The organism is Xanthomonas sp. LF07-6 (assembly GCF_034105445.1).
In the GTDB taxonomy this organism is placed as follows: Bacteria; Pseudomonadota; Gammaproteobacteria; order Xanthomonadales; family Xanthomonadaceae; genus Xanthomonas_A; species Xanthomonas_A sontii.
The window spans coordinates 518,152-543,297 of record NZ_JAXGGI010000001.1 but is presented as its reverse complement, the minus strand read 5'-3'; the positions used below and the strand labels follow the sequence as shown (position 1 = coordinate 543,297).

General features: G+C 69.3%; 20 protein-coding genes and 1 pseudogene. 15 read left to right on the top strand and 6 right to left on the bottom strand.

Features of this window, described 5'->3' with window-relative positions; translation table 11 throughout:
- Positions 1-16 precede the first annotated feature (16 nt).
- The 7 genes and pseudogenes from SLW56_RS02225 to recO all read left to right on the top strand — a co-directional run.
- The gene (locus tag SLW56_RS02225) at positions 17-1,576 is read left to right on the top strand and encodes a DegQ family serine endoprotease (RefSeq protein WP_193313860.1); all 1,560 of its coding nucleotides are present in this window, start codon (positions 17-19) and stop codon (positions 1,574-1,576) included.
- A gap of 705 nt (positions 1,577-2,281) precedes the next feature.
- Positions 2,282-4,072: a translation elongation factor 4 gene (lepA, locus tag SLW56_RS02220; RefSeq protein ID WP_193314649.1), complete on the top strand. Its 1,791-nt coding sequence runs from the start codon at positions 2,282-2,284 to the stop codon at positions 4,070-4,072.
- A gap of 101 nt (positions 4,073-4,173) precedes the next feature.
- Positions 4,174-4,974: a signal peptidase I gene (gene lepB, locus SLW56_RS02215; protein ID WP_010340595.1), complete on the top strand. Its 801-nt coding sequence runs from the start codon at positions 4,174-4,176 to the stop codon at positions 4,972-4,974.
- 20 nt (positions 4,975-4,994) lie between these two features.
- Entirely contained in the window at positions 4,995-5,372 is a 378-nt protein-coding gene (locus tag SLW56_RS02210) for a DUF4845 domain-containing protein (RefSeq protein ID WP_010340596.1), read from the top strand.
- Positions 5,362-6,042, top strand: coding sequence for a ribonuclease III (gene rnc / locus SLW56_RS02205; RefSeq protein WP_026143959.1), 681 nt, complete (start codon positions 5,362-5,364; stop codon positions 6,040-6,042). The genes SLW56_RS02210 and rnc overlap by 11 nt, the downstream gene beginning before the upstream one ends.
- Positions 6,039-6,944, top strand: a complete 906-nt coding sequence (gene era, locus SLW56_RS02200; protein ID WP_010340598.1) for a GTPase Era — start codon at positions 6,039-6,041, stop codon at positions 6,942-6,944. Before rnc ends, era begins: the two co-directional genes overlap by 4 nt.
- A gap of 230 nt (positions 6,945-7,174) precedes the next feature.
- Positions 7,175-7,891, top strand: a pseudogene (gene recO / locus SLW56_RS02195) (DNA repair protein RecO); the annotation flags it as partial.
- Between the two features lie 485 nt (positions 7,892-8,376).
- On the opposite strand, the gene SLW56_RS02190 reads toward recO, so the two are convergent.
- Positions 8,377-10,554, bottom strand: a complete 2,178-nt coding sequence (locus SLW56_RS02190) for a TonB-dependent siderophore receptor (RefSeq protein WP_295908453.1) — start codon at positions 10,552-10,554, stop codon at positions 8,377-8,379.
- 307 nt (positions 10,555-10,861) lie between these two features.
- Complete coding sequence (locus SLW56_RS02185; RefSeq protein WP_208602435.1) at positions 10,862-11,578, bottom strand: response regulator; 717 nt, start codon at positions 11,576-11,578, stop codon at positions 10,862-10,864.
- Between the two features lie 144 nt (positions 11,579-11,722).
- Here SLW56_RS02185 and rlmD point away from each other — a divergent pair, with 144 nt between their 5' ends.
- From rlmD to SLW56_RS02145, 8 genes are all read left to right on the top strand, one after another.
- Positions 11,723-13,069 (top strand): 23S rRNA (uracil(1939)-C(5))-methyltransferase RlmD, encoded by a 1,347-nt coding sequence (gene rlmD, locus SLW56_RS02180; protein WP_152181254.1) that lies wholly within the window; start codon positions 11,723-11,725, stop codon positions 13,067-13,069.
- 62 nt (positions 13,070-13,131) lie between these two features.
- The gene (locus SLW56_RS02175) at positions 13,132-13,656 is read left to right on the top strand and encodes a CYTH domain-containing protein (protein ID WP_284467600.1); all 525 of its coding nucleotides are present in this window, start codon (positions 13,132-13,134) and stop codon (positions 13,654-13,656) included.
- Positions 13,657-13,787: 131 nt separating this feature from the next.
- Entirely contained in the window at positions 13,788-14,462 is a 675-nt protein-coding gene (locus SLW56_RS02170) for a DsbA family oxidoreductase (RefSeq protein WP_152181256.1), read from the top strand.
- A gap of 393 nt (positions 14,463-14,855) precedes the next feature.
- Positions 14,856-15,863: a beta-N-acetylhexosaminidase gene (gene nagZ / locus SLW56_RS02165; RefSeq protein ID WP_267099088.1), complete on the top strand. Its 1,008-nt coding sequence runs from the start codon at positions 14,856-14,858 to the stop codon at positions 15,861-15,863.
- Positions 15,863-16,417, top strand: coding sequence for a hypoxanthine-guanine phosphoribosyltransferase (locus SLW56_RS02160; protein ID WP_017917414.1), 555 nt, complete (start codon positions 15,863-15,865; stop codon positions 16,415-16,417). The genes nagZ and SLW56_RS02160 overlap by 1 nt, the downstream gene beginning before the upstream one ends.
- Before the next feature lie 89 nt (positions 16,418-16,506).
- The gene (locus SLW56_RS02155; protein ID WP_087943469.1) at positions 16,507-17,259 is read left to right on the top strand and encodes an S-methyl-5'-thioinosine phosphorylase; all 753 of its coding nucleotides are present in this window, start codon (positions 16,507-16,509) and stop codon (positions 17,257-17,259) included.
- Between the two features lie 88 nt (positions 17,260-17,347).
- Positions 17,348-17,554, top strand: coding sequence for a cold-shock protein (locus SLW56_RS02150; protein WP_003488188.1), 207 nt, complete (start codon positions 17,348-17,350; stop codon positions 17,552-17,554).
- A 95-nt stretch (positions 17,555-17,649) separates the two neighbouring features.
- Complete coding sequence (locus tag SLW56_RS02145) at positions 17,650-18,900, top strand: NAD(P)/FAD-dependent oxidoreductase (protein WP_043090379.1); 1,251 nt, start codon at positions 17,650-17,652, stop codon at positions 18,898-18,900.
- Positions 18,901-19,347: 447 nt separating this feature from the next.
- Here the strand turns inward: SLW56_RS02145 and pdeM are convergent, their stop codons facing one another.
- Genes pdeM through SLW56_RS02125 form a run of 4 tightly spaced genes read right to left on the bottom strand, consistent with a single transcriptional unit; the run spans position 19,348 to position 25,124 of the window.
- Positions 19,348-19,998, bottom strand: coding sequence for a ligase-associated DNA damage response endonuclease PdeM (gene pdeM / locus SLW56_RS02140; protein ID WP_152181258.1), 651 nt, complete (start codon positions 19,996-19,998; stop codon positions 19,348-19,350).
- The gene (locus tag SLW56_RS02135; protein ID WP_152181259.1) at positions 19,988-22,534 is read right to left on the bottom strand and encodes a ligase-associated DNA damage response DEXH box helicase; all 2,547 of its coding nucleotides are present in this window, start codon (positions 22,532-22,534) and stop codon (positions 19,988-19,990) included. Before SLW56_RS02135 ends, pdeM begins: the two co-directional genes overlap by 11 nt.
- Complete coding sequence (locus tag SLW56_RS02130) at positions 22,531-24,123, bottom strand: ATP-dependent DNA ligase (protein ID WP_320694286.1); 1,593 nt, start codon at positions 24,121-24,123, stop codon at positions 22,531-22,533. The genes SLW56_RS02135 and SLW56_RS02130 overlap by 4 nt, the downstream gene beginning before the upstream one ends.
- Complete coding sequence (locus tag SLW56_RS02125; RefSeq protein ID WP_010342292.1) at positions 24,120-25,124, bottom strand: ligase-associated DNA damage response exonuclease; 1,005 nt, start codon at positions 25,122-25,124, stop codon at positions 24,120-24,122. Before SLW56_RS02125 ends, SLW56_RS02130 begins: the two co-directional genes overlap by 4 nt.
- Positions 25,125-25,146 lie beyond the last annotated feature (22 nt).

Here is a 25,146-nt window from a genome sequence, read left to right as displayed (position 1 = left end):
CGGAGGCTTGCGTCCGATGACTCACCGTATCCGCCACCATCTGTTGGGCCTGCTGGCGCTGACCGTGCCGCTGGCCGCCTGCGCGCAGCAGCCCAGTCCCAGCGCCGCCAGCGCCCCGCCGCCGGCCGCGCAGGCCGCGCCGGCGCCGCAGCTGGTCGGCAACCTTCCCGACTTCACCCGCCTGGTCGAGCAGGTCGGCCCGGGCGTGGTCAATGTCGAGACCACCATCAGCCGCCGCGCCGCGGCCGCACGCTCCGGCGGCGGCATGCCCGACGACGACCAGATGCCCGAGTTCTTCCGGCGCTTCTTCGGCCCGGACGGCATGCCGGGCATGCCCGGGCAGCCGCGCGGCGGCCGCGGCGCGCCGGACGACGACGATGGCGCGCCCGCCGGCCGTTCGATGGGCTCGGGCTTCATCATTTCGCCCGACGGCTACGTGCTGACCAACCACCACGTGGTCGACGGCGCCAGCGAGGTCAAGGTCAAGCTCACCGACCGCCGCGAGTTCACCGCCAAGGTGGTCGGCAGCGACCAGCAGTACGACGTGGCGCTGCTGAAGATCGACGGCAAGAACCTGCCGACGGTGCGCATCGGCGACTCCAACCTGCTCAAGCCCGGCCAGTGGGTGGTGGCGATCGGTTCGCCGTTCGGCCTGGACCACTCGGTCACCGCCGGCATCGTCAGCGCCACCGGCCGCAGCAACCCCTACGCCGACCAGCGCTACGTGCCGTTCATCCAGACCGACGTGGCGATCAACCAGGGCAACTCCGGCGGCCCGCTGCTCAACACCCGCGGTGAGGTGGTCGGCATCAACTCGCAGATCTTCTCCGCATCCGGCGGCTACATGGGCATCAGCTTCGCGATCCCGATCGACCTGGCGATGAGCGCGGTCGAGCAGATCAAGAAGACCGGCAAGGTCAGTCGCGGAATGCTGGGCGTGACCATGCAACCGAACATCAGTGACGTCGAGGCTAAGGGGCTGGGGCTGCCGGACACGCGCGGTGCTCTGGTCAATGGTGTCCAGCCGGGCACTGGTGCGGCCAAGGCCGGTATCGAACCCGGCGACTTCATCGTTGCCTTCAATGGTCAGAGGATCAACACGCGCGAGGATTTGCCTCCGTTGGTGGGCATGTTGCCGCCTGGAAGCAAGGCGCGCGTTACGATCGTTCGCGATGGCAAGGAGCGGGACGTCATGGTGACCTTGAGCGAGCTGATTGCCGACGATGGAATGTTGGGTCAGCAACTGCCTGGTCGCGCCGGGGCGGCGCCTGCGCCACAGGCGGCTGAGGGCACCGCGCTGGGCATCAGCGTCCAGGAGATCCCTGCGCAAATGCGCCAGAAGCTTGGATTGGAGCCCGACCAAGGCGTGCAAGTGGCGCAGGTCAGCAGTGCGCTTGCGAGAAAGTCGCAATTGCGACCTGGCATGATCGTGCTGCAGGTCGGGCGGGTTCCGGTTTCCAGTCCGGCTCAATTCCACAAGCTCACGTCCGACGCTAAGAAGGGCGACGTGGTGATGTTGTTGGTGCGTGCGCCAGGTAGTCCGGCGAGTCAGTTCGTGGCCATCAGCGTGGAATGATCTCGCTGTCGTAATGCATTGCCTCTTTGGATGAAGAAAAACGCAGGGCTGGCACTCCAGCCCTGCGTTGGTTCTGGTGAGGCACGGTTCGTGATTGCGGCATCGACGCTATTGATCGCTGCGTGAGTCGATGCTTCTAGTCGAGTGTGCGCCTCGCCAAGGTCATGTCGCTGGTGTTTCTCATCAAGCGCATGTGCAGTCCACACGGCAGTACTTAACCCCATTCTCGACCCAGCAACAATAGTGGTCGCACCAATCCATCAATTTGTTGGGGGACGCAATGTACTTCTGAGATTTTCCGCTGTCGTTCTTTACCGGGCAAATTTTGAAGCTTTGCTTGGGCATGCCGCTGTTGCTGAAAGCCGAAGTCGGCCGGTGAGCGTCGTCGCTATTGTCCGATGGCGCTGCTGCCGCTGTGGCCAATACGGACCAAAGCGCTGCGATGCAAGCGATCGTGACGTTCTTGAAGAAAATTGACCTTTTCATTTCATGTTCCTTTCGAAGAGAAAAGTGTCGACTGCCCAGTGCGATACCGGGCTGCGGTTTGGTACTTGAATTTTTCTGAAAAGTCAAGGTGTTAGCCTGTTTCGGCTATCCTGCCCGCCAATGCAGATGAGCGGTACTTGCGCGATGTGGTACATGGCGACATAGTTGATGTCTTTGCCGCTGGTTTTGTTGGCCGCCCACCTCATGTCCTCTGATTCGATGCGGAACATCCGCAATTTCTCCATCATCGCCCACGTCGACCACGGCAAATCGACCCTGGCCGATCGCATCATCCAGCTCTGCGGCGGCCTGCAGGCGCGCGAGATGGAAGCGCAGGTGCTCGATTCCAACCCGATCGAGCGCGAACGCGGCATCACCATCAAGGCCCAGTCCGTGTCGCTGCCGTACACCGCGCAGGACGGGCAGGTCTACCACCTGAACTTCATCGACACCCCCGGCCACGTCGACTTCTCCTACGAGGTCAGCCGCTCGCTGGCCGCCTGCGAGGGCGCGCTGCTGGTGGTCGACGCGGCGCAGGGCGTGGAAGCGCAGTCGGTGGCCAACTGCTACACCGCGGTGGAGCAGGGCCTGGAAGTGGTGCCGGTTCTGAACAAGATCGACCTGCCCACCGCCGACATCGACCGCGCCAAGGCCGAGATCGAGGCGGTGATCGGCATCGACGCCACCGACGCCGTGCCGGTCAGCGCCAAGACCGGGCTGAACGTGCGCGACGTGCTGGAGGCGATCGTTCACCGCATCCCGCCGCCGGTGCCGCGCGACACCGACAAGCTGCAGGCGCTGATCATCGACTCCTGGTTCGACAACTACCTGGGTGTGGTCTCGCTGGTGCGGGTGATGCAGGGCGAGATCAAGGCTGGCGACAAGCTGCTGGTGATGTCCACCGGCCGCACCCACCAGGTCGACAACGTCGGCGTGTTCACGCCCAAGCGCAAGGTGCTGCCGGCGCTGCGCGCGGGCGAGGTGGGCTGGGTCACCGCCAGCATCAAGGACGTGCACGGCGCGCCGGTCGGCGACACCCTGACCCTGGCCGGCGACCCGGCGAGCAAGCCGCTGCCGGGCTTCCAGGAAATGCAGCCGCGCGTGTTCGCCGGCCTGTTCCCGGTCGATGCCGAGGACTACACCAACCTGCGCGAGGCGCTGGACAAGCTGCGCCTGAACGACGCGGCGCTGCGCTTCGAGCCGGAAAGCTCCGAGGCGATGGGCTTCGGTTTCCGCTGCGGCTTCCTTGGCATGCTGCACATGGAGATCGTGCAGGAGCGCCTGGAGCGCGAGTACAACCTGGACCTGATCAGCACCGCGCCGACCGTGGTCTACGAGGTGCTGAAGACCGACGGCTCGATCATCAGCATGGACAACCCGGCCAAGCTGCCGCCGGTGAACATGGTCGAGGAGATCCGCGAGCCGATCATCCGCGCCAACATCCTCACCCCCGAGGAATACATCGGCAACATCATCAAGCTGTGCGAGGAAAAGCGCGGCAGCCAGATCGGCATCAACTACCTGGGCAGCCAGGTGCAGATCAGCTACGAGCTGCCGATGGCCGAGGTGGTGCTGGACTTCTTCGACAAGCTCAAGTCGGTCAGCCGCGGCTACGCCTCGCTGGACTACCACTTCGTGCGTTTCGACACCGGCCCGTTCGTGCGCGTGGACGTGCTGATCAACGGCGACAAGGTCGATGCGCTGTCGCTGATCGCCCACCGCAGCCACGCCGACCGCCGCGGCCGCGAACTGTGCGAGAAGATGAAGGACCTGATCCCGCGGCAGATGTTCGACGTGGCGATCCAGGCCGCGATCGGCTCGCAGATCATCGCCCGCACCACGGTCAAGGCGATGCGCAAGAACGTGCTGGCCAAGTGCTATGGTGGCGACGTCTCGCGCAAGAAGAAGCTGTTGGAAAAGCAGAAGGAAGGCAAGAAGCGCATGAAGCAGGTCGGCCGCGTGGAAATCCCGCAGGAAGCCTTCCTGGCTGTGCTGCAGATGGACAAGTAGCTGGGAGTCGTGAATAGGGAATGGGGAATCGAAAGAGCGCATGCTCTTGCCTTCCCGATTCCCCGTTCTCCATTCCCGATTCCCATTCCGAAGGAATACGAATGAAATGGTTTGAAATCGCGCTGGTGGTCCTGACCTTCGCCACCGGCATCATCACCCTGCTGGACAAGCTGTTCTTCGCCAAGCGCCGCGCCGCGCGGGCCGGGTTGCTCGACAGCGAGCCGGTGATCGTCGACTACTCGCGGGCGTTCTTCCCGGTGCTGGCGGTGGTGCTGATCCTGCGCAGCTTCATCGCCGAGCCGTACAAGATCCCGTCCAGCTCGATGATGCCGAATCTGCTGGTCGGCGATTTCATCCTGGTCAACAAGTTCTCCTATGGCTTCCGCCTGCCGATCACCAACCAGAAGATCATTCCGGTCGGCGAGCCCAAGCGCGGCGACGTGGTGGTGTTCAAGCCGCCGCACAAGCCGGACGAAAACTGGATCAAGCGCGTGATCGGCCTGCCGGGCGACCGCATCGGCTTCCACGGCGACACCCTGTACATCAACGGCACGCCGATGAAGTACAAGGTCATGGGCGAGTACGTCGGCAAGGGCAAGGGCGCGGAAATGACCGGTGCCACGCTGCTCACCGAGTACCTGCCGGGCCGCACCCACACCGAGCTGGAGTGGATCGACCGCAACAATCCGGCCGGCCAGGGCGACTGGGTGGTCCCGCCGGGCAAGTACTTCGTGATGGGCGATAATCGCGACAACAGCGAGGACAGCCGGTTCTGGACCCAGACCCATTTCCTGCCCGAGGAGAACCTGCGCGGCAAGGCGTTCCTGATCTGGCTCAATTGCGAAGGCTGGTTTTGCAGCGGCAGTTTCGATCCGTCGCGGATCGGGACGACCATTCAGTGACTTGCGTGAGGGGAAGCGCGATGAAGCACAAGCAAAGTGGCATGACCTTGACCTCGTTCGTGATCGTGCTGGCGGTGGTCGGCTTCTTCGTCTACATCGGCATGAAGCTGTTCCCGATGTACATGGAGTTCTATGCGGTGCGCTCGGCGATGAAGGGTCTGGCGACCGAAGCCGGCAGCGCCGAGATGGACCCGTCGCAGGCCAAGGCCTCGTTGTTCCGGCGCCTGGACATCAACAACTCGGACAACGTGAAGCCGGGCGACGTCACCTTCGAGCGCACCGACACCGGCGTGAAGATGCACGTGGCCTACGAAGTGCGCCGCCCGCTGATCGCCAATCTGGACGTGGTCGGCAAGTTCGACGCCACCCAGGACCTGACGACGCGTGGTGGCCAGTAAGACCATCCTGCGCGGTGACCGCATCGGTCACCGCTTCGCTGAGCCGCAGTTGCTGGCACAGGCGCTGACCCATCGCAGTGCCGGCGCACCGCACAACGAACGCCTGGAATTCCTCGGCGATGGCATCGTCAACCTGCTGATCGCCGAGGCGCTGTACCAGCGCTGGCCCAAGGCCGACGAGGGCGCGCTGACCCGCGCCCGCGCCGAGCTGGTGCGCGAGGCCTCGCTGGCCGCGATCGGCCGGCAACTGGAGCTGGGCGAACGCCTGACCCTGGGGCCGGGCGAGATGAAGTCCGGCGGCCATCGCCGCGACTCGATCCTGGCCGATGCGGTGGAGGCCGTGGTCGCGGCGATCTACCTGGACGCCGGCTTCGAGACCTGCCGCGCCACCATCCTGCCCTGGTTCGAGGCCGCGCTGGCGGCGTTGCCGGTCGGCAAGGTGGAGAAGGACGCCAAGACCCGCCTGCAGGAATGGCTGCAGGCCCGGCAGCGGACCTTGCCGGCCTACGAACTGATCAGCGAGACCGGCGACGACCACGCCAAGCTATTCCGGGTACGCTGCGTACTCGCCGAGCCCGCCCTGGTGACCGAGGGCGAGGGCACCTCGCGGCGCCTGGCCGAGCAGCAGGCCGCCGCCGCCGCCATCGAGCAACTGGATTCGAGCAAGTGAACGAACAAGCCACTCCCCCTTACCGCAGCGGCAGCGTGGCCGTGATCGGCCGCCCCAACGTGGGCAAGTCCACCCTGACCAACGCCCTGGTGGGCGCCAAGGTCAGTATCGTCTCCAATCGGCCGCAGACCACCCGGCACCGGCTGCTGGGTATCGCCAGCTTCCCGGCCGGCCAGTTGCTGCTGGTCGATACCCCCGGCCTGCACCGCGAGCAGAAGCGCGCCATGAACCGGGTGATGAACCGCGCCGCGCGCGGCTCCCTGGAAGGCGTGGACGCCGGCCTGCTGGTCATCGAGGCCGGGCGCTGGGACGAGGAGGACACGCTGGCGTTCAACGTGCTCAGCGACGCCGGCATCCCGGTGGTGCTGGTGGTCAACAAGGTCGACCGGCTCAAGGACAAGACCGCGCTGCTGCCGTTCCTGCAGCAGGTCAGCGAAGGCCGCAGCTTCGCCGCGGTGCATCCGATCTCCGCACTCAAGCGCAAGGGCCTGGAGGCGCTGGTGCGCGACCTGCTGGCGCTGGTGCCGGAAGCGCCGCCGATGTTCGGCGAGGACGAGATCACCGACCGCAGCCAGCGCTTCCTGGCCGGCGAACTGGTGCGCGAGCAGTTGATGCGCCAGCTCGGCGAGGAACTGCCGTACGCCACCACCGTGGAGATCGAACGCTTCGCCGAGGACGGCGCGCTGCTGCGCATCGGCGCGGTGATCTGGGTCGAGCGCGAAGGCCAGAAGGCGATCGTGATCGGCAAGGGCGGCACACGCCTGAAGGACATCGGCGCCAAGGCCCGCCAGCAGATGGAACGCCTGTTCGGCGCCAAGGTGTTCCTGGAGACCTGGGTCCGCGTGCGCGAGGGCTGGTCCGACGACGAAGCCGCGCTGAAGGCGTTCGGGTACGGGGAATAAGCCGGGAATGGTGAATCGGGAATCGGGAATCGGATTTCCGCGCCTCCCGGACAATCATGGCGTGCGTAGGGGCGGCTTCAGCCACGTGCGCTCCCCCGGTAACGCCCGCCGCGGCTGAAGCCGCTTCTACACGACGCTGGCTCCTTCCGTTCGTTGGACGATGATGCGGCCAGGGACGGCATGCTGTTCCATTCCCTATTCCCCACTCCCCATTCCCAGCCCCTGCAGCCTTGATCGAGCACGAACCCGGTTTCGTCCTGCACGCCCGGCCCTGGCGCGAGACCAGCCTGCTGGTGGAGGTGCTGAGCGTGCATCACGGCCGGCTCGGCGTGCTGGCGCGCGGCGTGCACGGGCCGAAGAAGCAGGCCTTGCGCGCGGCACTGCAGCCGCTGCAGTCGATCCGCTTCAGCGCGCAGCGCCGCGGCGAACTGGCGCAACTGCGCGAGGCCGAGGCGATGGATGCGGCGCCGCGGCTGAGCGGCGAGGCGATGCTGGCCGGCTTCTACATCAACGAACTGACGCTGCGTCTGGCGCCGCGCGACGATCCGGCGCCGGACCTGTATCTGGCGTACGCGCGGGTGCGCGCGCGGCTGGCCGCCGAAGCGCCGCTGGCCTGGTCGCTGCGCTGCTTCGAGCGCGACCTGCTGGAGGCGCTGGGCGTGGGATTCGACCTGCGCCACGACGGCGACGGCGACCCGATCGACCCGGCCGCGCGCTACGTGCTCGACGCCGAGCACGGGCCACGCCGGCTGCTGAGCGACCGCGGCCACGATCAGCGCAGCGGCATGGCGACCGGGCGCGCCCTGCTGGCACTGGCCGACGATACCGAACCGGCTGCCGACGATCTGCCCGGCCTGCGCCGCGGCATGCGTGTGGTGCTGCTGCACCACCTCGGCGGGCGCGGCCTGAAATCCTGGGAAATGGTCGAGGACCTGGCGCGGCAGCGTAGTGCCAGCGCCGCGGGCATCGCGCCGGCGGTCGCCGATCCCGAACCGCCGCAGGACGATCCGCCGCCATCGGATGCACCCGGCGTCGCCGCAATGCCGGCGTCGGCAGCGCCCGCGGCGACGCCGGAGCCGGACGCCGAGCTGGATGCGCAGCGCGATCCGATGTCGACATCCACACCCGAAGCGCCGCCGCGGTCGCCGCCTTCCGCGGCGTCGTGAGTGCGGCGGATCGACGGCGCGAGCGCTGCCGCCACGCGGACACCCGAGTGAGCTGCGTTCGTCACACGCCCAACCGGATGCGGCTTGCTCCGTAGAAGCGGTTCTTGTCCGTTCTTGCGGGCTCAGCGGCGACGGGTTTTCCTGGTAACGCCTTCGCAGCTCAAGCCGCGCCTGCGGTCGCTTCCGTCACGACCACAGACCTCCGCGCCGCCGCCCGTCGCCGCCGTCGCCGTCGCCACGCGGGGCCACGGCAGCGGCAGGCGCACTCAGCGCCAATCGATCCGCAGGCTCAGCGCCGCATTGCGTGCCTCGCCCAGCGTGTGCTGGTTCCAGTAGGTGCGATCGAACAGGTTGTTGATGTTGCCGGTCAGCAATGCGTCGTAGCCGCCCAGCGTGGTGGCGTACTGGAAGCCGGCCGCGGCGACGGTATGCCCGGGGATGAGCACGCGATTCTGATCCTCGTAGTAGGCATCGCCGGAGTAGCGCACGTTGCCGTGCAGGCTCAGGCCGCGCACGCCCGGCACGCGCCAGGTGGCATTGGCCAGCAGTTGCCGGCGTGCGGCGCCGGCCGGGCGGTTGCCGCGCAGGGCCGCGTTGTCCGGCGACAGATCCTCCAGCCGCGGGTCCATCCACAGTCCGCCGACGCCCACTTCCAGATCCTCGGTCACGCCGACGCTACCGATCACTTCCAGCCCGCGATACAGGGTCAGGCCGTCCTGGGTCAGGTAGCGCAGGCCGTCGCGGTAGGCGTCGATCTGCGCGCCGCGCTCGATGCGGAACGCGGCGGTGGTCAGCGCGAAGCGCCCGCTCTGCAGCTTGGCGCCCAGTTCGTACTGCTTGCTCACCGTCGGCGCCAGCACGCTGCCGGCGTTGGCATAGGCGGGCAGCGCATCGGTGCCGACGCGGCTGCCGGGCTCCAGCGCCTCCACGTAGCTGGCGTAGAGCGACACGTCGTCGACGGGCTTGTAGATCAGCGCCACGGTCGGGGTCGTCACCGAGGTGCGGTAGCCGCTGTCCACCGACGCGTCGCCATCCAGATCGCGTTGCTGGTAATCCACGTGGCGCGCGCCGAGGATGGCGCGCCAGTGGTCGCCGAACTGCAGGGTGTCGCTGACGAACACCGCCTTCTGGCGCAGGTCCGCGCTGACCGGCGCCAGGCTGTAGTCCGGTCGGCGGGTGGGGTGGAAGGACTGCGGGCGATACAGGTTGCCGTCGAAGTCGTTGCTCCAGTAGAACGCCTTGCTCCACTGGTCCCAACTGCGCTGCACCGAGGCACCGAACACCAACGCGTGCGTCACCGGACCGGTGTCGACGCGGCCGTTGACCAGCAACTGCACCACGCTGTTGCGCAGCACCGCACCGAAGTCGTAGGCGAAACCGGCGTAGTCGCCCGCTTCGTTCAGCAGATTGGCGAACATCTTGTGCGACGTGTGCCGGCGGCGGCTGCCGCCCAGGCTCAGTGCCGCACTCCAGCGCTCGTCGATGCGCCAGTTCAGGCCGGTGGTCGCGTGCAGCAGGGCGGTCTCGTAGTAGGCCCCGTCGACGCGGATCTTGTCGTAGTCGCTGGTGGGGCGGGGCAGGCGGGTGCCCTGGTAGGCGTCCCAATAGAAATACAGCGGCTCGTGCTCGAGCGTGTTGCGCTCGTGCACCAGTTCGGCATGCCAGGTCAGGCCCTCGACGATCGGTTGCTCGACCGCAAGAGCGATCGTCTTGCGGTCGATGCCCGCGCCGTTGTACGCGTCGCCGCGTTCGATGCCGGCGTTGAGGCGGTAGCCGAAAGAGTCGGCGCCGTTGGCACGGCCGCCCGCATCCACCTGCGCCGAGAACACGTTGTCGTTGCGGTAGCCAACCGTGGTGGCCAGCAGTGGCGTGTCGGTGGGGCGCTTGGTCTGGTAGCTGACGATGCCGCCCGGTGCGCCGAAGCCGTACATGAAGCCGCCCAGGCCCTTCAGCGCCTGCACCGATTGCACCGCTTCCAGCGGGAACTCGCCGCCCCATTCCATCAGCATGGGCACGCCGTCCACGTAGAAATTGCGCACGCCGATGCCGCGGATCTGCGTGCCCCACCAATTGGTGGTGGCCGGCGGCTCGGCCGCGAACACCGATGGATCGTTGATGAAGATCTGCCCCAGCGTGGTGGCCTGGCGCCGCGCGATCTCGGGTTCTTCGATCAGGCTCACCGAGAACGGCGTATCCAGCAGGCGCGACGTGCCCAGCGCGCCGACCGCCGCATCCTGCTGCAGGTCCAGGCTGAGCCGCTGGCCTTTGACCATGACCGTGTCCAGTTGCGTGGCCTCGGCCGATGACCCGGCATCGCGGGTGCCGTCACTGGCGGTGTCCTGGGCGCTGGCCGAGGTGGACGCGGCGGCCACGAGAGCGGCCAGCAGCGCGCGGGCGAGCACGCCCATGGCCGGCGCTGGCCGGTGGAATGATGTCTGAAACATGAGAAGGCCCCTGTTGCGTGTAGTGAACGGACGGGGCGATGGCTGGTCCGCAGATGTCGTCGGGGCGTTAATTTATTCGAGAACGAATCTTATTTGCAAGTTTCGCTGTGTGGCGCGCGCCATGCGGACGCCGTCGTTGTCGTCACCGTCGCGAGACCGGATCGTGACCGCACGGTGAAGGGCGGCTATCAGCCGGGACCGCCAGGGAAACGCTCGAGAAGCACGGGTTGCGGCAGATGGCGCCGCACGCCGACGCGTGGGAAGTGACGGGGAGCCATCCCCAATCTCCAATCCCCAATCCCGGCCTTCAGTGCAACAACGCCGCCACCGCCTCGCTGAACTGGTGGCGGGCCTGCGAAGAGGCCGGGTCGCCATGCAACTGGCGCACGGCCCGCGCCAGGCGGGCGGCGCCGACGAAGCCGCAGCTGGCCTGCAGCCGGTGCAGGTGGCTGCGCACGGCCTGGTCGTCGCTGAGTTGCAGGGCCGAGGCCACCGCATCGCGGGTGCCGGGCAGCTCGGCCAGGAACAGTTCGCGCAATGCGATCAAGTGCGCGCGCTCGCCGTTGAGCGCGGCCAGCGCGGTGGTCTCGTCCCAGTCCAGGGTCGGTTCGGCGGTCCCGGCGGTGCCGCCGAGGCGGCCGCGCGCGAGCAGCCGGCGCACCGATTGCAGCAGCCGTTCGGTGCTGAGCGGTTTCAGCAGCACGTCGGCGAACCCGGCGTCGAGCAACTGCGCGCGGACCGTGGCGCTGGTGTCGGCGGTATGCGCCAGCCCCAGGGTGCCGGGGCGTTGCCGCTGCAACTGGCACAGCAAATCGCTGCCGCTGCCGTCGGGCAGGTTGGCGTCGATCAGCCACAGGTCGTGCGCCTGCGCCTGCGCGCGGGCGACGGCGCTGGCGACGGAGTCGGCCAGGTCCACCTGGGCCGGCAGCGCCTGCAGCGTCGCGTCGAAGAAAGCGCGGCTGATCGGGTCGTCTTCGACGAGCAGCAGTCGCGTTACCGGGTCCTGGTTCGATGCCATGCTGATGCCTCCATGCGGCGTGGTCGCATCCCGCGCGGTGGCGCGCGTGCGTGCGCCACTTTGCCTCGCCGGCGCGGCAATCGCAAGCCGGTCCCGGCCCGGCCCATCTGCGACAATAGCCGCCCTTTTCCGCCCGCAGCCTGTTGCCACGTGGCCCGATCCAGAAACCGTCTCGACCGCACGCCCTTCCAGACCGACATCGCCGACCTCAGCCACGACGGCCGCGGCGTGGCCCGCCGCGAGGGCGACAAGGTCGCCTTCGTCGCCGGCGCGCTGCCCGGCGAGACCGTCCTGGCCGAACCGACCGCGCGCAACCGCCACTTCGACGAGGCGCGCACCGTGCAGGTGCTGCAGGCCTCGCCGCAGCGGGTGACGCCGCGCTGCCCGCATTTCGGGGTCTGCGCCGGCTGCGTGCTGCAGCACCTGGCCGAGGACCAGCAGATCGTCGCCAAACAGCGGGTGCTGACCGAGAACCTGGAGCGCATCGGCCACGTGACCCCGCAGGCGGTGCTGCCGGCGCTGACCGGCGCGCCCTGGGGCTATCGGCGCAAGGGCCGCTTCTCGGTTAGGCGGGTGGAAAAGAAGGACAAGACCCTGGTCGGGTTCCGCGAGCAGGATCCGCGTTTCGTCGCCGACCTGTCGGTCTGCCACACGGTGATCCCGCAGATCGGCTTCAAGGTGACCGCGCTGGCCGAGCTGGTCGAAAGCCTGGACGGCAAGCGCGACATCCCGCAGATCGAGTTCATCGCCGGCGACGCCGCGGTGGCGTTGACCTTCCGCCACATGCAGCCGCTGAGCGCGCGCGACCAGGATGCGCTGATTGCCTTCGCCCAGGAGCACGACTTCGCCATCTTCCTGCAGCCCGGCGGTGTGGACAGCGTGCACCCGCTGTATCCGCAAGCCGTGCCGCTGTCGTTCCGGCTGCCGCAATGGGACGTGGAACTGGCGTTCCGGCCGCTGGACTTCATCCAGGTCAACGCCGCGCTCAACGAGAAGATGATCGCGCACGCGCTGGCGCTGCTCGACGCGCAACCCGACGACCGCGTGCTGGACCTGTTCTGCGGCCTGGGCAACTTCACCCTGCCGCTGGCGCGCACCGTGCGCGAGGTGGTCGGCGTGGAAGGCGACGCCGGGCTGGTGGCGCGCGCGCGGGACAACGCGCAGCGCAACGGCCTGGACAATGCCCAGTTCTTCGCCGCCGATCTGACCCAGGACCAGCGCCAGGCGCCGTGGATGCGCCAGGGCTTCGACAAGCTGCTGCTGGACCCGCCGCGCTCCGGCGCGCTGGAGGTGCTGCAGCAACTGCCGCTGAAACAGTTCCAGCGCATCGTCTACGTCAGCTGCCATCCCGGCTCGCTGGCGCGCGACGCCGGCTACTTGGTCAACGAACAGGGCTTCGTGCTCAAGGCCGCCGGCGCGATGGACATGTTTCCGCATACCGCGCATGTGGAGAGCATTGCGGTGTTCGAAAAGCCAGGAATGGGGAATCGGGATTAGGGATTCGTCACAGCGGCTGCGCGCGCGGTTTAAGCTTTCTCCTTTCCCCATTCCCGATTCCCATGGCCATCGAAATCGAACGCAAATTCCTCGTCATCGGCGACGGCTGGCGCGCGGCGGCGCACGCGGTGATTCCGATGGCGCAGGGCTATCTCAACGACCAGGCGGCGCTGGCCAGCGGGGCGCAGAAGGCGTCGGTGCGGGTGCGGGTGCAGGGCGAGGCCGCGTTCCTCAACCTCAAGTCGCGCGAGCTCGGGCATACCCGCCAGGAGTTCGAGTATCCGATCCCGCCGGACGATGCGCGCGCGCTGCTGGCGCTGTGCGTGGGCGGGCTGATCGACAAGCGCCGGCATCTCGTGCAGTACCAGGGCCATCTCTGGGAAGTGGACGAGTTCCTCGGCGACAACGCCGGGCTGGTGGTCGCCGAGATCGAGCTGGACAGCGCCGACGAGGCGTTCGCCACGCCGGACTGGCTCGGCGCCGAAGTCACCGACGATCCGCGGTACTACAACGTGGCGCTGGCGAACTGTCCATTCTGCGAATGGCAGGGATTGGGGAGTGGGGATTCGGGATTGGCAAAAGCGTAAAGCCAAACGCCGCACGCGGCCCGCTTTTGCGAATCCCCAATCCCGAATCCCGAATCCCCGCTTCTCGCGGCAATCGGGCTTATGCTTTTGCCAGTCCCGAATCCCGAATCCCGAATCCCGAATCCCCGCTCATGCGCATCGATATCTGGTCCGACGTGGTCTGTCCCTGGTGCTGGATCGGCAAGCGCCGGTTGCAGCAAGGTCTTGCGTCGCTCGGCGCGGATGCGCCGGCGCTGGAGATCCACTGGCATCCGTATCAGCTGGATCCGGACGCCGGCACCGAGCCGGTGCCGTTGCGCGAGGCCTATGCGGCCAAGTTCGGCGGTGCGGCGCGCACCGAGCAGATCCTGGCGCAGACCCAGGCCACCGCGCGCGCCGAAGGCCTGCCGTTCGACTTCGGTCGCGGCCAGGTGCGGGTGACCACGCTGCCCGCACACCGGCTGCTGTGGCTGGCCGCGCGCGAGGGCGACGTCGACGCGGTCGCCGAGGCGCTGTTCCATGCGCACTTCGCCGAGGGCCGCAACCTGGCCGAGGTGCAGACGCTGTGCGATGCCGGCGCCGCCGGTGGGTTGTCGGCGGCGCGGGTGCAGGCGCTGCTGGCCGGCGACGAGGGACTGGACGAGATCGAGGCGGAACTGCAGCAGGCGCAGGCCATGGGCATCCGCGCGGTACCCACCTACGTCATCGATGGCCGCCAGGCGCTGCAGGGCGCGCAGCCGCCGGAGGTGTTCGTGGCCACCGTGCGCGGTTTGCTGGCCGACGCCCAGGCGGGCCGCGATTGCGGTCCGGAGGGGTGCGCGGTCTAGGAACGCGCGCGCGGCACGTTTCGATCCGCGCGCGGCAGGTCGCCCGCCAGACCGTCGTCTCGGGGCCGTAAAGAGACTGCCCGCGGTGTGCGCAGACGTCCTGTCAGGCACGATGCTGGCGCGCCGGGGCGTCCCCCTGCATTCCGCGCGCCCATTCCGGCCACGCCGACCAGGCTGCCGGCCGCGAGGTTCGCCTGCCGGGCGCGGATCATGCGATCTGCTGTGCGGCCCGGCGTTGGTTGCGCCGCGCATCGCTGCGCGCGCCACCGCTCCGTCCGCGTTCATTACCGAGACGTGTCAGCTGGCAGGGGCGCGACCTGCCGCCGACGCCGGCATCTGCGACAATGCCGACCCACAGGCGCCTGAACCGCGCCGGCAGGAGGAATCCCCCGCATGCTCGCGATCGGCGTTGCCGGTACCGAACTCACCGCGCAGGAGCGCGACTGGCTGCAGCACGATGCGGTGGCCGGCGTGGTCCTGTTCAAACGCAATTTCGCCTCGCGCGCGCAGGTGACCGAGTTGAGTGCGGCGATCCGCGCCGCTACGCCGCGGCCGCTGCTGCTCTGCGTGGACCAGGAAGGCGGGCGCGTGCAGCGCTTCCGCGAGGGCTACAGCGCATTGCCGCCGCTGCAGGATTTCGGCGCGCTGTACGCGCGCGATCCGGCCGCGGCGCTGGAGATGGCCGAGCAGCACGCCTGGCTGATGGCCAGCGAGATCCGCGCCAGCGGCATCGACCTGAGCTTCGCCCCGGTGCTGGATCTGGCCCGCGGCAACCGCGCCATCGGCGACCGCGCCTTCAGCGACGATCCGCAGGTGGTCGCGGCCTTCGCCGCGGCCTACGTGCGCGGCATGCACAGCGTGGGCATGGGCGCCACTCTCAAGCATTTCCCCGGCCACGGCACCGTGCTCGAGGACACCCACGTCGACAACGCCGAGGACCCGCGGCCGCTGGAGACCCTGCGCCAGGAAGACCTGGTGCCGTTCGCCGCCGGCATCGCCGCCGGCGCCGATGCGGTGATGATGGCGCACGTGGTCTACCCGCAGGTGGCGCCGGAACCGGCCGGCTACTCGCCGCGCTGGATCCGGCAGATCCTGCGCCAGGAGCTGGGCTTCCGTGGCGTGGTGTTCTCCGACGACATCGGCATGGCCGCCTCGTTCGCCGCTGGCGCCGTCGCCGCGCGGGTCACTGCGCACCTGGACGCCGGCTGCGACGTGGTCCTGGTCTGCCACCCGGAACTGGTCGAAGACTCGCTGCAGGCCGTGCGCGATCGCCCGCTCAACACCGCCGCGCTGCTCGGCCTGATCGGCCGCGGCGGCCTTGGCTGGGACGGCCTGCTGGCCGACGCCCGCTATGGCCACACCCAATCCCATCTGCTCTCCACCTTCGGAAAAACCGCCTGATGTCCACTCTCACCATCGCCCAGGCCCTGGCCCAGGCCGACCTGCTGGTCGATCGCACCCGCATCGACCAGGCCATCGCCCAAATGGCCGACGCCATCGCCGCCGACTACCGCGGCGAAACCCCGGTCTACCTGACCATCATGCACGGCGCGCTGCCGTTCGCCGGCCAGCTGGCGCTGGAACTGGGCAGCCGCGGCCAGGACCTGCAGCTGGACTACCTGCACGCCACCCGCTACCGCGGCGAGACCGTCGGCGGCGAACTGGTGTGGAAGCACCGCCCGGCCACCGCGCTGTACGGTCGCCGCGTGCTGTTGCTCGACGACATCCTCGACGAAGGCCTGACCCTGAAGGCGGTGCGCGAGTGGTGCCTGGAGCAGGGCGCCACCGACGTGCGCATCGCCGCGCTGACGGTCAAGCGCCACGACCGCTGCGTGCCCGGGGTCAGCGCCGACTACGTCGGCGTCGAAGTGCCGGACCGCTACGTGTTCGGCTTCGGCATGGACGTCAACGAGGCCCTGCGCAACCTGCCGGCGATCTACGCGATGAAGGAGTAGCGGGGCAGGCGAGCCAGCCTCGCCTCCGTCGCTGAAGTTTCCCGCTGCCGGCGCGCGTCGCCGGCGCAGGCGTTCCCTTTCGTTCGAGGATCCGCATGGACAACATCGCACTGGCCGTCATCGGCGGCACCGGCGTCTACAAGCTCGCACAGTTGGACGACGTGCAGACCCACGAGGTCGAGACGCGCTACGGCGCGCCTTCCGGCCCGGTGCGGGTCGGCACGCTGCTCGGCCACCGCGTCGCCTTCCTGGCCCGCCACGGCGAAGGCCATTCGCTGCCGCCGCACAAGATCAACTATCGCGCCAATCTTGCTGCACTGCAGCAGATCGGCGCCACGCGCGTGCTCGCGTTGAACACGGTGGGCGGCATCACCGAGCGCTTCGGCCCGCGCGTGCTGGCCTGCCCGGACCAGTTGATCGACTACACCTGGGGGCGCATCTCCACCCTGTGCGAAGAGCCGGGCAGCGAGGTGCTGCACGTGGATTTCGGTCATCCGTATTCGCCGCTGCTGCGCAGCAAGATCCTCGCCGCCGCGCGCGTCACCGGCACCGCGCTTGTGGACGGTGGCTGCTACGCCGCCACGCAGGGGCCGCGCCTGGAAACCATCGCCGAGATCGCGCGGCTGCGCCGCGACGGTTGCGACCTGGTCGGCATGACCGGCATGCCCGAAGCCGGGTTGGCGCGCGAGCTGGGCCTGGACTACGCCTGCCTGGCGATCGTGGCGAACTGGGCGGCCGGCTGCGGCGACGCCGAGGAAATCACCCTGGCCGAGGTGCTGGCCAATGTCGAGGCGGCCTCGGTCGGGCTGCCGGAGCTGGTGGGGGAACTGGCGCGCGGGTGATTGTCTTCGTTGCGCAAGCTTTGCATACTCCGCCGGTGCGGCTGCCGCACAACCACCACCCATTCACTGCAAAAGGTCTCGCATCACCATGCCGAACGGTACCGTCAAGTGGTTCAACGACGCCAAGGGATTTGGTTTTATTTCTCCGGAAGACGGTAGCGCCGATGTGTTCGCGCACTTCTCCGCGATCAACTCCAAGGGCTTCCGCAGCCTGCAGGAAGGACAGCGTGTCAGCTACGACGTGACCCAGGGTCCGAAGGGCGCGCAAGCCTCGAATATCACGCCGGTCGAGTAAGCGCGCGCGTTGACTCGGTTGTGCCTTGAACCCCGCTTCGGCGGGGTTTTTTATGGGAGACGCCGTGGTGTCGGCGTCGGCAGGCGGTGCGGGCAATGACGCAAGGATTGCAGATCGGGATCGTGGGGTATGGCACCGCAGGCCAGGCACTGGCGCTGCTGCTGGCGCGCGACGGGCACCGCGTGCAGGTGTTCGAGCGCGCCGCCGAGCCCGGGCCGGTCGGCGCCGGTTTCCTGCTGCAGCCGACCGGCCTGCAGGTGCTGTGGCGGATCGGCCTGCTCGAGCAGGCCCTGGCCTACGGCGCGCCGGTGCACCGCCTGTACGGCGAGACCCCGTGCGGGCGCGCGGTGATGGACATGCGCTACCACGACCTGGAGGCGCGCCTGTTCGGGCTGGGCATGCAGCGCGGCGCCTTGTTCGCCCTGCTGGCGCAGGCCTGGGACGGCTACGCCACGCTGCAGCGCGATACGCGCATCGTCGCCATCGACGACACGCTGCGCCGGGTGCAGGACCAGCACGGCCGCTGGCACGGGCCGTTCGACCTGGTGATCGCCTGCGACGGCTCGGCCTCGGCGCTGCGCGCGCAGGTGCAGGCGACGCGGCTGGACCGGATGTATCCGTGGGGCGCGCTGTGGTGCCTGCTGCCGCGCGGCGACTGGGCCTTCCCCGACGAACTGCGCCAGCGCTACGTGGCCGCGCGCAAGATGATCGGCCTGCTGCCGGTGGGCACCCGCCCAGGCGATGCCGAGCCCCGGGTGAGTTTCTTCTGGAGCCTGCCGACCGCCGAGTTCGATGCCTGGCAGGCGCGCGGTGTGCAGCCGTGGCTGGAGGAGATCGCGCAGTTGTGGCCGCAGGCGCGCGAACGCCTGGCGCAGATCGACGCACCTGCGCAACTGGCGCGGGCCAGCTACCGCGATGCGGTGCAGCGGCACTGGTACCGCGGCCGCCTGGTGCTGGCCGGCGACGCGGCGCATGCGATGAGCCCGCAACTGGGGCAGGGCGTCAACATGGCGCTGATGGATGCCTGGGCATTGAGTGAGAGCCTGCGCACCGCGCCGGACATCGACGCGGCATTGGCGCGCTACCAGGCGCAGCGCCAGGCGCACGTGGCGGTGTACCAGTTCTGGAGCCGCTGGCTGACCCCGCTGTTCCAGTCCGAGCGCGACGTGGTGGCGCGGCTGCGCGATGTGGGCATGTTGCCGGCCGGGCGCATGCCGGGGGGCCGCGGACACATGCTGCGCGTGCTCAGCGGCACCCAGCACGGCTGGTTTGGCAAGCTGCCGCTGGCGCCAGAGTTTCTCGAAGCGTTGCAGGACGCGGTGGCGCGACGCGTGGCGCTGCCGTAGGCGGCGAGATCGCGGACGCAGGTGGACGCGCGCTTGGGTGATTCGTCGCGGCGACGGCGCGTGCAGAGCGCAACGCGGCGAGCGCGGCCCGACGGCGATGTTCTGTCTTTGCACTTGCAACATTGTCGTGCCGCGATTCGCCAATCTTGTGTGGGATGGGCTTCAGCCCCCTGCACCCTTCAGTTGGTCGCGTCGGGACTGAAGTCCCTCCCACATTAGGGCAGTGCACTTGTTGCTTTGATCGCGGTCATGGGCTGCCCCGCGTTACGCCGACGCTTCCTCCGGCACGGTGCCAAGCACTCGCGCAATGCATTGCGACTGCATTGTGGGAGGGGCTTCAGCCCCGACGCCCTTCAGTTGTCGCGTCGGGACTGAAGTCCCTCCCACAGCATGGCATCGCACTCGCCACTTCGGTTGCAGTCACGATCAGTCGCCACCCCGCCCGATCTACGCCGTCGCCACTGGAAGGGCGAAGGCCGCGCCTTCGACGCAGGCGACCAGGCGCTCGCCCGGCGCCAGGACCGGGGCGACGCCGGCGGTGAAGTGCGAGAACGCCGGCAGCACGGTCATGCCGTCGCGCAGCCAGAACGCCGGCCAGCGCGGGCGAAGGCCCGGCAGTTTGGCCAGCGGGTGCAAATGTCCGCACAGCACATGGCGCTGCGCATCCGTCACCGGATCGTGACGCAACACGAACGGGCCGTCTTCCACCTGCGTGCCAAGCGGCGCGATGTCCAGCCCAGCGCCGGCCAGGGCGCGGTCATGGTTGCCGGTGATCGCCGCCACGCGCAGTTGCGGATGCTGCGCGCGCCAGGCATGCCACTGGCGTTGCCAGTCGGCATCGGGTGCGGCGCCGTGCAGCACGTCGCCGAGGATCCACAGTTCCGCCGCGTCCTGCGCCTGCAGCAGGGCCGACAGCCGCGCCAGGTCGAGCGCGGTGCCGCCGCGCGGCAGGCCGATGCCGGCGCGGCGGAAGACGTCGGCCTTGCCCAGGTGCAGGTCGGCGATCAGCAGCCGTCGCCGCGCCGGCCAGTACAGCGCGCGGTCGCCGAGCAGGCGCATCGGTTCCCCGGCCAGCAGCCAGTCCAGTTCAGCGCGCATTGCGCTGCTCCAGTTGCGCCGCCGCGCGCATCACCCGTGCCTTCCAGTCCTCGGTGCTGAGCTGGCCGCGGATGCTCTCGGCCCACAGCGGGAACGCCAGCGGGGTAAGGCTGCGCGGGCTGTGCAGCGCCAGCTCGCGCGCGGCGCAATCGTCCAGGGTGGCGGCGAGCCTGGTCAGTTCCATCTCGCCCTGCAGCACCTCGCGCTCGGCCTGCGCCAGCAGCAAGTGCTCGGGATCGAAGCGGCTCAGCACGTCGTACAGCAGGCCGCTGGAGGCCTGCAGCTGGCGCAGGCTGCGCGGCAGGCGGCCGGGCAGGCTGGGCGGCAACAGGCCGGCGACGCGGGCGATCTCGCGGAACTGGCGGCGCGCCAGTTCGCCGAGGTTGAGGCTCTCGCGCAGATCCTCGAACAACTGCGCCGGACTCAGCAGTTCGCGCAGCAGCGCCGCATCGATCGGCGCGTCCTCCGCCGGCGACAGCACGAAGCCATAGTCGTTGGCGGCGAAGCTGAAGGTATTGCGCTGCCGTCGGCCCCAGCGCAGCGCCAGCAACGCGGCCAGGCCTTCGTGCACCTGGCGGCCGGCGAACGGATACACGAACAGGTGCTGGCCGTCGCGGGCGCGCACGCGCTCGGCCAGCAGCCGCTGCGGTGCCGGCAGAGCCGACAGCGCGCGCTGCAGGCCGAGCAGCGGCGCCAGCGCGCGCAGTTCGGCCTCGCCACGCGGATCGGCGAACACCGCTTCCACCTCGCGGCCCAGTTCCGAAGACAGCGGCATGCGCCCGCCCATCCACTTCGGCACGCTGCCGTCGCCGCCCTTGGCCAGACGCACGTAGGCGGTCATGTCCTCCAGTCGCACCAGTTCCAGCAGGCGCCCGGCGAACTGGAAGCGATCGCCGCGGCGCAGACGGCCGACGAACTGCTCCTCCACCGCGCCGAGCCGGCCGCCGCGCAGGAAGCGCACCGCGACGCTGCCATCGCTGGTGATGGTGCCGATCGACAGGCGATGACGCAGGGCGATGCGGCGGTCGTGCACGCGGTACCGGCCGTCCGCGTCCAGCACCACCTTGCGGTAGTCCGGATACTGCGCCAGCGCGCGTCCGCCCTGCACGACGAACTCCAGCACCGCCTGCCAGGTCGGCGCATCCAGCATGGCGAAGGCGGCGGTGCCGCGCACTTCGGCGTACAGCGCGTCGGCAGCGAAGCCGCCGCCCAGTGCGCAGGTGATGCAGTGCTGCGCCAGCACGTCCAGCGACAGCCGCGGCGAGGGCCGCGATTCGATGCGGCCATGGGCGATGGCGCGGCGCGCCGCGGCGTACTCGACCAGTTCCAGCGCGTGCGAGGGCACGCACAACACGTGGCCGGCCTCGCCGGGGCGGTGCTTGGCGCGGCCGGCACGCTGCAGCAGCCGCGCCACGCCCTTGGGGCTGCCGATCTGCAGCACCTGATCGACGGCGGGGAAATCCACGCCCAGGTCCAGGCTGGAGGTCGCCACCACGCAGCGCAGGCTGCCGTCGCGCAGGCCCTGCTCGGCCGCGCTGCGCAGCGCTGGGTCCAGCGAGCCGTGGTGCAGCGCCAGGGTGTGCGCTTCTTCCGGCCACACCGAGGTCAGCGCCTGATGCCACAGCTCGGCCTGCGCGCGGGTGTTGGTGAACAGCAGGCTGGTGCGCACCGCGAAGAGTTTTTCCAGCACCCGTGGCAATTGCGCCAGGCCCAGGTGCCCGGCCCAGGGAAAGCGCTCGCCGACCGCGGGTGCCAGCGTCTCCAGGGTCAGGGTGCGCGGCTTGACCCCGGCCACGATCGGCGCCTGCGGCAGGTGCGGCAGCAGCACGTCGCGCGCTTCGTCCAGGTTGCCGAGCGTGGCCGACAGGCCCCAGGTGCGCAGCGTCGGCGCCCAGCCGCGCAGCCGCGCCAGGCACAGCTGCAGCAGCACACCGCGCTTGTTGCCGAGCAGCTCGTGCCACTCGTCGACGATCACGCAGCGCAGCGTCGCCAGTTGCGGCGCGGTGTCGGGATAGGACAGCAGCAGTGCCAGCGATTCGGGCGTGGTCACCAGCACGTCGAGCTTGCCGCTGCGCGCCAGGCGCTTGTCGCGGGCGCTGGTGTCGCCGGTGCGCAGGCCGATCTGCCAGTCCAGGCCCAGCGCCTGCGCCGGTTCGCGCAGCGCGCGTACCGTGTCGGCGGCGAGCGCGCGCAACGGGGTGATCCACAGCACCTTGAGGTCGCGCTGCGCCTGCCGGCGCGTGCGCGGCGGCGCGACGGTCTTGGCAGTCGCGCTGGCGCCGTTGCCACGGGCGGGCTTCTGTTTGGCGGCGGCCGCCTGCGCCGCGGCCTGCGCACGCAGACCCTCCAACAACGGGCCGCCGAACGCAGCCAGGGTCTTGCCGCTGCCGGTGGGCGTGTGCAGCAGCCCGGAGCCGCCGTCCAGGTACTGCCGCCACAGCGCGCGCTGGAACGGCAGCGGTTGCCAGCCCTGCTGCGCGAACCAGGCGTGCAGCGGCGCATCGGCCGGGCGCCGCCGCGCCGCGGTTGCGCTCATCGCGCCAGCGCCTGCAGCGTGGTCAAGCGGTCGGCCTCGGCGAACGGCTTGTCGTGGCGCCAGCGCAGGATGCGCGGGAAGCGCACGGCGATGCCGGACTTGTGCCGGCTGCTGCGATTCACCGCCTCGAAACCGAGCTCGAACACGTGATACGGCGTCACCGCGCGCACCGGGCCGAAGCGCTCGGTGGTGTGCGCGCGGATCCAGCGGTCCAGCGCCAGGATCTCGCTGTCGTCCAGGCCCGAGTAGGCCTTGGCCACCGGCACCAGTTGCTCGCCGTCCCACAGGCCGAAGGTGTAGTCGGTGTACAGCGTGCTGCGCCGGCCGTGACCAGCCTGCGCGTACAGCAGTACCGCGTCGATGGTCAGTGGCGCCACCTTCCACTTCCACCAGTCGCCACGGCGGCGGCCGGACTGGTAGGGCGACGTCGCACGCTTGAGCATCAGCCCTTCCACGCCTTGCACGCGCGAATCCTCGCGCAGCGCCGCCGCCTGCTCCCACGTCGCGGCCTGCACCTGCGGCGACAGCGTGAGGCGCGGATCGGCGTGCGCCTCCAGCAACGTTTGCAACTGCGCGCGGCGCTGCTGCAGCGGCTGCTCGCGCAGGTCCTGGCCGTCCAGTTCCAGCAGGTCATAGGCGAGCACCCGCGCCGGCGTATCGGCCAGGGTCTTGGCACCAGGCTTGCGTCGCTGGATGCGGGTCTGCAGTGCGGTGAACGGCAGCGGCGCGGGCTCGCCTTCGCGCCAGACCAGCAGCTCGCCATCGATCACCGCATCGCGCGGCAGCGTCGCCGCGGCCGCCTCGATCTCCGGGAAGCGCCCGTCCAGGCGTTCCTCGCCACGCGACCACAGCGCCACTTCGCCGTCGCGGCGGATCAGCTGCAGGCGGATGCCGTCCCATTTCCACTCCAGCAGCCAATCGTCGAGAGCGCCGAGCGTGGCGACTTCGGCTTCCAGCGGCGAGGCGAGGAAGAACGGGTAGGGCTGCTGGCGGTCGCTGGGCAGCACCTCGTCGGACAGCAACTGCTCCAGCGCCTGCGGCGTCGGCGACCAGGCGCCGAGCATGCGCTGGGCGATGCGTGCGATGTCGATCCCGGACATCGCTGCCAAGGCTTGCTGCACCAGTCGCTGCGACACGCCCACGCGCAGCGCGCCGGTCAGCAGCTTGTTGAACAGCAGGCGCTCGTCGAAGGCCAGGCTGCGCCAGCCGGCCACCACCGCGGCGCGGCGTGCGGTGTCGTCCTGTGCGGCCACCGGCAGCAGGCGCTCCTCGATCCAGTCGCGCAGCGGTGCCGGGTCCGGGGTTTCCGCCGGATCGTCGAGCAGCAGGGTCAGGGTCTCGGCCAGATCGCCGACGTGGTCGTAGCTGTCGTCCACCAGCCAGCCGGGCAGGCCGCTTTCCTGTGCGATCCATTCGCGCAGTTCGCGGGTGTTGGCGATGCGCCGCAGTTTGCCGCCGCTGAGCAGCCAGATCGCCCAGGCCGCGTCGGCGGGCGGCGCCTGCTCGAAATACGCCACCAGTGCGGCGCGCTTGTCCAGCGTCGCGGTGCTCTGGTCCAGTTGCCGGTACAGCGCGGCGAAGCGCTTCATTCCTCGCCACCATAGTCGGTACGGAACGCCTCGGCGGCGACACCGCGTTCGTTGAGCGCGCGGATGATCGCGTCGGTGTTGCCGTGGGTCGCAATCACGCGCCGCGCGCCGGTCTCGTCGATGGTGCGCAGCAGATCGGGCCAGTCGGCATGGTCGGAGACCACGAAGCCGCGGTCGTAGTTGCGCCGGCGGCGGTTGCCGCGCAGCCGCATCCAGCCCGAGGCGAAGCCGAGTTGCGCATGGCGGAAGCGGCGCAGCCACGGGCTGCCGGCGGCCGACGGCGGCGCCAGCACCAACTGCCCGGCGTAGTCGGCGCGCTTGTCCAGTTCGGACACGGTGCGCGTGTCCAGCATCGCCACGCCGGCCTCGCGATACACCGCCACGCCGGCCGCCACCGCGCCGTGCAGCAGCGCCGGCTGGTCGTCCCACGGCTGCAATTCGGCGAGCACGCGCTGCGCCTTGCCCAATGCGTAGCAGAACAGCACCGCGGCCTCGCCGCGCGCGCCGCATTCGCGGCGCCAGGCGACGATCTCGCGCGCCACCGCGCTGGTGTCCGGCCAGCGGTACACCGGCAGGGCGAAGGTGGCCTCGGTGATGAAGGTGTCGCAACGCACCACCTCGAACGGCGCGCAGGTCGGATCCGGCTGGCGCTTGTAGTCGCCCGAGGCGACCCAGACCTCGCCATCCACTTCGATGCGTACCTGCGCCGAGCCGAGCACGTGCCCGGCCGGATGCAGCGACACCTGCGCGCGGCCGAGCGTGAAGCGGGTGCCGTAATCGTAGGCCCGATAGGCCTGCTCGCCCAGCCGCCAGCGCAGGATGGGCAGGCCGGCGGCGGCGCAGTGGTATTCGCCCATGCCCGAGCGCGCGTGGTCGCCGTGGCCGTGGGTGATGACCGCGCGCGGCACCGGCCGCCAGGGATCGATATGGAAATCGCCGGCGGGGCAGTACAGCCCTTCCGGGCGCAGCACCACCAGGTCCTGGGAAGCGGCATTCGGCATAGGCGCCACTGTGTCCAAGCCG

Bases quoted from the DNA above. Each gene is read 5' to 3' on its own strand.
- SLW56_RS02225 (WP_193313860.1), top strand. From the start codon at position 17: ATGACTCACCGTATCCGCCACCATCTGTTGGGCCTGCTGGCGCTGACC.
- lepA (WP_193314649.1), top strand. From the start codon at position 2,282: ATGCGGAACATCCGCAATTTCTCCATCATCGCCCACGTCGACCACGGC.
- lepB (WP_010340595.1), top strand. From the start codon at position 4,174: ATGAAATGGTTTGAAATCGCGCTGGTGGTCCTGACCTTCGCCACCGGC.
- SLW56_RS02210 (WP_010340596.1), top strand. From the start codon at position 4,995: ATGAAGCACAAGCAAAGTGGCATGACCTTGACCTCGTTCGTGATCGTG.
- SLW56_RS02190 (WP_295908453.1), bottom strand. From the start codon at position 10,554: ATGTTTCAGACATCATTCCACCGGCCAGCGCCGGCCATGGGCGTGCTC.
- SLW56_RS02175 (WP_284467600.1), top strand. From the start codon at position 13,132: ATGGCCATCGAAATCGAACGCAAATTCCTCGTCATCGGCGACGGCTGG.
- SLW56_RS02170 (WP_152181256.1), top strand. From the start codon at position 13,788: ATGCGCATCGATATCTGGTCCGACGTGGTCTGTCCCTGGTGCTGGATC.
- nagZ (WP_267099088.1), top strand. From the start codon at position 14,856: ATGCTCGCGATCGGCGTTGCCGGTACCGAACTCACCGCGCAGGAGCGC.
- SLW56_RS02160 (WP_017917414.1), top strand. From the start codon at position 15,863: ATGTCCACTCTCACCATCGCCCAGGCCCTGGCCCAGGCCGACCTGCTG.
- SLW56_RS02150 (WP_003488188.1), top strand. From the start codon at position 17,348: ATGCCGAACGGTACCGTCAAGTGGTTCAACGACGCCAAGGGATTTGGT.
- SLW56_RS02145 (WP_043090379.1), top strand. From the start codon at position 17,650: ATGACGCAAGGATTGCAGATCGGGATCGTGGGGTATGGCACCGCAGGC.
- pdeM (WP_152181258.1), bottom strand. From the start codon at position 19,998: ATGCGCGCTGAACTGGACTGGCTGCTGGCCGGGGAACCGATGCGCCTG.
- SLW56_RS02135 (WP_152181259.1), bottom strand. From the start codon at position 22,534: ATGAGCGCAACCGCGGCGCGGCGGCGCCCGGCCGATGCGCCGCTGCAC.
- SLW56_RS02130 (WP_320694286.1), bottom strand. From the start codon at position 24,123: ATGAAGCGCTTCGCCGCGCTGTACCGGCAACTGGACCAGAGCACCGCG.
- SLW56_RS02125 (WP_010342292.1), bottom strand. From the start codon at position 25,124: ATGCCGAATGCCGCTTCCCAGGACCTGGTGGTGCTGCGCCCGGAAGGG.